Source organism: Halarsenatibacter silvermanii, assembly GCF_900103135.1.
Taxonomy (GTDB): domain Bacteria; phylum Bacillota; class Halanaerobiia; order Halanaerobiales; family Halarsenatibacteraceae; genus Halarsenatibacter; species Halarsenatibacter silvermanii.
Genome location: NZ_FNGO01000049.1, coordinates 1 through 4,669 on the forward strand (window position 1 = coordinate 1; position 4,669 = coordinate 4,669).

General features: G+C 39.8%; 5 protein-coding genes and 1 pseudogene. 1 reads left to right on the top strand and 5 read right to left on the bottom strand.

All coding sequences use genetic code 11. From position 1 onward, the window contains the following. From BLT15_RS12740 to BLT15_RS12760, 5 genes are all read right to left on the bottom strand, one after another. Window positions 1-254 (bottom strand): helix-turn-helix domain-containing protein (locus tag BLT15_RS12740; protein ID WP_143423106.1); only part of this gene is annotated, 254 nt, incomplete at its 3' end. Window positions 255-577: 323 nt separating this feature from the next. Then, window positions 578-880, bottom strand: a complete 303-nt coding sequence (locus BLT15_RS12745; RefSeq protein ID WP_143423107.1) for a hypothetical protein — start codon at window positions 878-880, stop codon at window positions 578-580. 126 nt (window positions 881-1,006) lie between these two features. Next, the gene (arsB, locus tag BLT15_RS12750; protein WP_089762431.1) at window positions 1,007-2,062 is read right to left on the bottom strand and encodes an ACR3 family arsenite efflux transporter; all 1,056 of its coding nucleotides are present in this window, start codon (window positions 2,060-2,062) and stop codon (window positions 1,007-1,009) included. A 214-nt stretch (window positions 2,063-2,276) separates the two neighbouring features. Continuing rightward, window positions 2,277-2,639, bottom strand: a complete 363-nt coding sequence (locus BLT15_RS12755) for an ArsR/SmtB family transcription factor (RefSeq protein WP_089762433.1) — start codon at window positions 2,637-2,639, stop codon at window positions 2,277-2,279. A gap of 21 nt (window positions 2,640-2,660) precedes the next feature. Then, window positions 2,661-3,860: an SAM-dependent methyltransferase gene (locus BLT15_RS12760; RefSeq protein ID WP_089762435.1), complete on the bottom strand. Its 1,200-nt coding sequence runs from the start codon at window positions 3,858-3,860 to the stop codon at window positions 2,661-2,663. Between the two features lie 585 nt (window positions 3,861-4,445). Between BLT15_RS12760 and BLT15_RS12765 the strand changes: the two are divergent. After that, window positions 4,446-4,669 (top strand): annotated as a pseudogene (locus BLT15_RS12765) (IS21 family transposase); the annotation flags it as partial.

Here is a 4,669-nt window from a genome sequence, read left to right on the forward strand (position 1 = left end):
GTAGCATTATTATCATAAACTTCCTGGCCTATATCGGCTTCATATTCCTCTCTGGTGGAATAATCCGAGTTCAATAGTGTTACTTTGCCTTTCTTGATCTCCCTGCTTATTGTAGTCCTGTGTCTATCCAATTCTTCCCCAATTTCTGCGGGTGATTTATCCTGTATGTTGTATAGATGCTCAATTATTTTCCGCTCGTCATGATTTAGGTGTTTCCCTTTGCGGGATTCTGTGGTATTATTATCTTGACACACGTCCTTAGCCTCCTGTATATGTTTTTGGCTGCTAACCACTTAACATTATACATGAGGTAGGGGCGTGTGTCACTTTTTTATCTCTCTATGTGCATTTAATTATACAATGCCCCGTTTTACATAAAGTGTTAATTTAATTATTCACAGCCTGATCAAACTTCACTGATTCAAATTTCCACTTCAAATCTAAATTTGCCCTTATTATCTTTGTTCTCACTTATATAATTTATATAGGCCTGGATAAGCTGATAATGCCTTATATCCGGCTCGTTCTCCCGTTTCCAGGCACTTATACTCTCCAGATCTTCCGGTGTTAATTTGCTTTATCTCTCTTTAAAATCAGTTTCTTCTCCATGAATTTCCGCCTGCAGAAATTGCTCAAACTCCTCAAGTTTATCATAGGCTGAATTTTCTTCCAGATAAGCTTCCAGCTTCTCTACAGCCCGGTCTGGATCATCTATTTCCAGTATGTCTCCTACCGGCACACCGTATTGTCCCCGTTCGCGAGAGCAAACATTACCCACCCCTATTTCCTGACACAGACGATTATGATTCACCGATTCATTTGCCACCATATATTCCCAGACAACTTCATCGTTTTCCCGATCCTTCACCACAAATTTCATTTTAATTTCACCCCCGAATTTAAACATATGAATAATTTTTTGAATTATCAAAAGAAAAAACAATCCCTGCTAATAAAAGCAGGGACGGGACCCTGTCGCAAAATTATAGAGTTTATTCTGACATGATCAAATTTTACTTTTATGAACCTGTGGAAACCAGCTTCTGGTCTTCAAACAGAGACGCACTAAAATCAGCATTATCGGCACCTCTATCAACATTCCAGTAACTGCTGCCAGCGTAGCTCCTGAATCAACTCCAAAGAGAGTTATTGCCATAGCTATAGCCACTTCAAAATGATTGCTGGCTGCTATTTGGGCTGTAGGAGCAGCATCATCATAGGGAAGCCCCAATTTTTTGGAGGCATAATAGCCTATTCCAAAAATAGTAAGCACCTGAATCGTCAGAGGCACCAGCACCAGCAGTACCAGCAGAGGGTTGGTCAAAACAAGTTCAGATTGAGGAGCTACAATCATCACTATTGTAAATAATAAAGCTGCCGTGGAAACATAATGCAGCTTGGAGGTAAATTCCTCGAAACGCTCTCTTCCCTGTTTTTCCAGCAGTTTCTTTCTGGTAAAGTGTCCGGCTACCAGCGGCAGACCCACATAGGCCAGCACTCCAAAAGCAACTCTGCCGATAGGAACCGGCACATCAGCCACCGGCAGAAGCAGCACGGCCAGTGGACCGTAGAGGACAACCATCGAGAGCGAGTTGATAGCTACCATGACAACTACGTGTCCCATGTTGCCCCGGGAAAGATAGCCCCAGACCAATACCATAGCTGTACAGGGGGCTATGCCAAGCAGGATCATACCTGCCATCAATTCGCTGCCCAGCTCATAGCCGATAAAAGGACTCCAGATAACTCTCATAAAAAGCCAGGCCACAAAGGCCATGGTAAATGGTTTTACTGCCCAGTTTAAAACAAGAGTGGTGACAATAGGCTTGGTTGATTTGCCGGCCTTTAATATCTTCTTAAAATCAGTCTGGACCATTATGGGATAAATCATTAAAAACAGGGCAATAGCTACGGGAACAGGATAACCCGCTATCTCCGCTGCTTCAAAAGCGTCAGCAAGGCCGGGAAATATCTGCCCCAGTGCCAGTCCACCAATTATACATAAACCTACCCAGACAGTGAGATATCTTTCAAAAAACCCTAATTCATGTTCCTCCTGCATAATATCACTCCTCTAATTGTATTAAATTATCAATTATAAAAATAGATCAATACATCTCGAATCAAAAATTATTCTGCATATTTGACTACAATCATATACTAATATAGACTGGTTTTATTGTCAAATTATATTTCACAGTATTTTAACCGCTGTCATTTTGCTCAAACATCTCAATTTGTTCAAACATTTTATTTCGTTTTAAAATCCTCCTGACCTAAAATAACTCAGCCTCATCCAGGCCATCACATTCTACTTCACTGTTTTGATATAACTTCAAATTATCAAGATCATCTTTCAGCATTTCTTCCCGGTCAAAATCCTCTTCTATCAGCACTTTAAGAAAGTTATACCGCTCTATTTGTTCTTCGTTTAATTTATAATATACCCACTGTGCTTTCTTGTCATAATCAATCAATCCGGCATTTTTTAACTTTTTCAGATGCCGGGAAGCATTGGACTGATTAATTCCCATAATATTTCTCAATTCGCAGACACACAGAGATTGTTTTCTCAAGAGATTCAAAATTCTTAACCTGTTCTCATGTGCTAGAGCTTTAGCTGCTTTTTCCAGCTCCATGTTCTCTCCTCCCGCTTAAACTCATTTATCATACATATAATCCCGGGTAAGGGGCAGATCATTATTGATACCTTTGCTGAATAAAAACTGATGAACCGAGGTGCCAATATAGCGGAATGTAGCCACAACTCCGGCCAGAAAAAGCTCCCACATCCGGGCAAATTCTTCATCGAACATTTCTACAACTTCTTCCCTGCAGTCAGCAAAATTATCCGCCCATCTTTCAGCCGTGAGCGCATAATGGCGCCTGATATTTTCCGCATCAATTAGCCAGAAAGAATGCTCGGGCAGCTGCCACACAACCTCACGATAGGAAGGTATATAACCCCAGGGGAAAATATATTTTTCCAGCCAGGGATGAGAGGGATCCTCTTTTTGATGGGTTATGGTATGAAGCAGTGATAAACCGCCTTCTTTTAACATCTCGTTAACTGCCTGAAAATATTCCGGTATATGCTCTTTTCCCACATGCTCAAACATACCCACACTGACAATTTTATCGAATTCAGGAGATTCTTTTGCCAGATCGCGATAATCCTGCTTTCTCACTTCCACCTGGTCTTCCACATTATTTTCAGCTATCTTTTTCTCAGCACCATCCACCTGTTCCGGGCTGAGTGTAATGCCGAGCACTTCCACATCATATTTTTTTGCAGCCCTCACAGCCAGATGACCCCAGCCGCAGCCTATATCAAGCAATTTTTCGCCGGACTCCAGGTTTAATTTCTCTAAGATATGATCTATCTTAGCCAGCTGAGCCTGCTTTAAACTTTTATTATGATTTTCAAAATAAGCACAGGAATAGGTCATGGTTTCATCCTGCCACAGGCGGAAAAAATCATTGCCAAGATCATAATGATCCCTGACGCCTTCTTCCTGTTCCTGCTGCGATAACCTTTTTTGCCGGTCCATAAATTCTTCATATGTGTATTCAGGGCCGCCTTCAGCAAGATTATTTACATTTTTAGCACCTGTAATGATTACATCCCGCAGATCACCATCAATATCAATCTTTTCCTGCATATAGGCTTCACCGAGTTTTAACTGGGGGCTTTTTCTTATCTCATTCAAATCCAGCTTTTCTCTAAAAATTATCTCAAATTCTGGCTTTTTTACTTCCCCATTATTAATAAATGTGGAATCTCCATCCCAGAAAGTGAGTTTAAAAGAGCTGCCTTCAACTCTCTCTGCAAATTTTTTAACCAGCTGCTTTTGCAGCATTTTCCCCCTCCCTGTTGTGATATTTATAATTTGAGTTAAAAAATCTAATCGTATAGCATATAGTGTAAAGATTAAATTTAATGCCAACCCTCACTGTATATGATTATAATCGAGTATAATTAATTTGTCAAATTTGCAATTTAAATGTCAATCAAATTTTAATTTTCAAGCCCCCCCGTCAAAGGCCGTACTGAGGGTGACTTTGCTCATTTTTAAAACTATTTTTCAATACACTCAAACGAATTCACGCCTTGTAATTTAATCGTGTGCGTCAAAGTTTGACAATTATATTCTCATATAATGATATAATGATTAAAAAAATAACTTGCCTGGCCCCTAATAGTTGACTGTAATTTATTATGTGAAAGCTGATAATATGCTTTTATGATGTATACAAAGATGGCCATCTTACTATTGTTTACATTGCAGGCGGAAATAGATATTCCAAATTTTGTTTTTGGCAAACTAAAAATACAGAGAATGGAAACTAAAATTACAGAGGTGTACCTGAAAAAGGAGGGACACCTCCAGGCATCCTAGAATTAAACCTCCTGAATACTCCAAATTCGGGAGGTAATAGAAAGGATGCTAGAGATGTCCCAAATAAATTATATCAGAAGACTAAGAGAAAAGGAAGGCTGTTCTATTTCAGAAATTGCCGAGAGAGTAGATATCAACTGGCGAACTGCTAAAAAGTATGCCGATGGAGATATTGAACTGCAAAAAGAAGGCAAACAGACAAGAAGCAAACCAGTTATGGGACCTTACATTTCAATTCTTGAAGCCTGGATCGAAGAGGACTTTAGGTC

Bases quoted from the DNA above. Each gene is read 5' to 3' on its own strand.
- BLT15_RS12745 (WP_143423107.1), bottom strand. From the start codon at position 880: ATGAAATTTGTGGTGAAGGATCGGGAAAACGATGAAGTTGTCTGGGAA.
- arsB (WP_089762431.1), bottom strand. From the start codon at position 2,062: ATGCAGGAGGAACATGAATTAGGGTTTTTTGAAAGATATCTCACTGTC.
- BLT15_RS12755 (WP_089762433.1), bottom strand. From the start codon at position 2,639: ATGGAGCTGGAAAAAGCAGCTAAAGCTCTAGCACATGAGAACAGGTTA.
- BLT15_RS12760 (WP_089762435.1), bottom strand. From the start codon at position 3,860: ATGCTGCAAAAGCAGCTGGTTAAAAAATTTGCAGAGAGAGTTGAAGGC.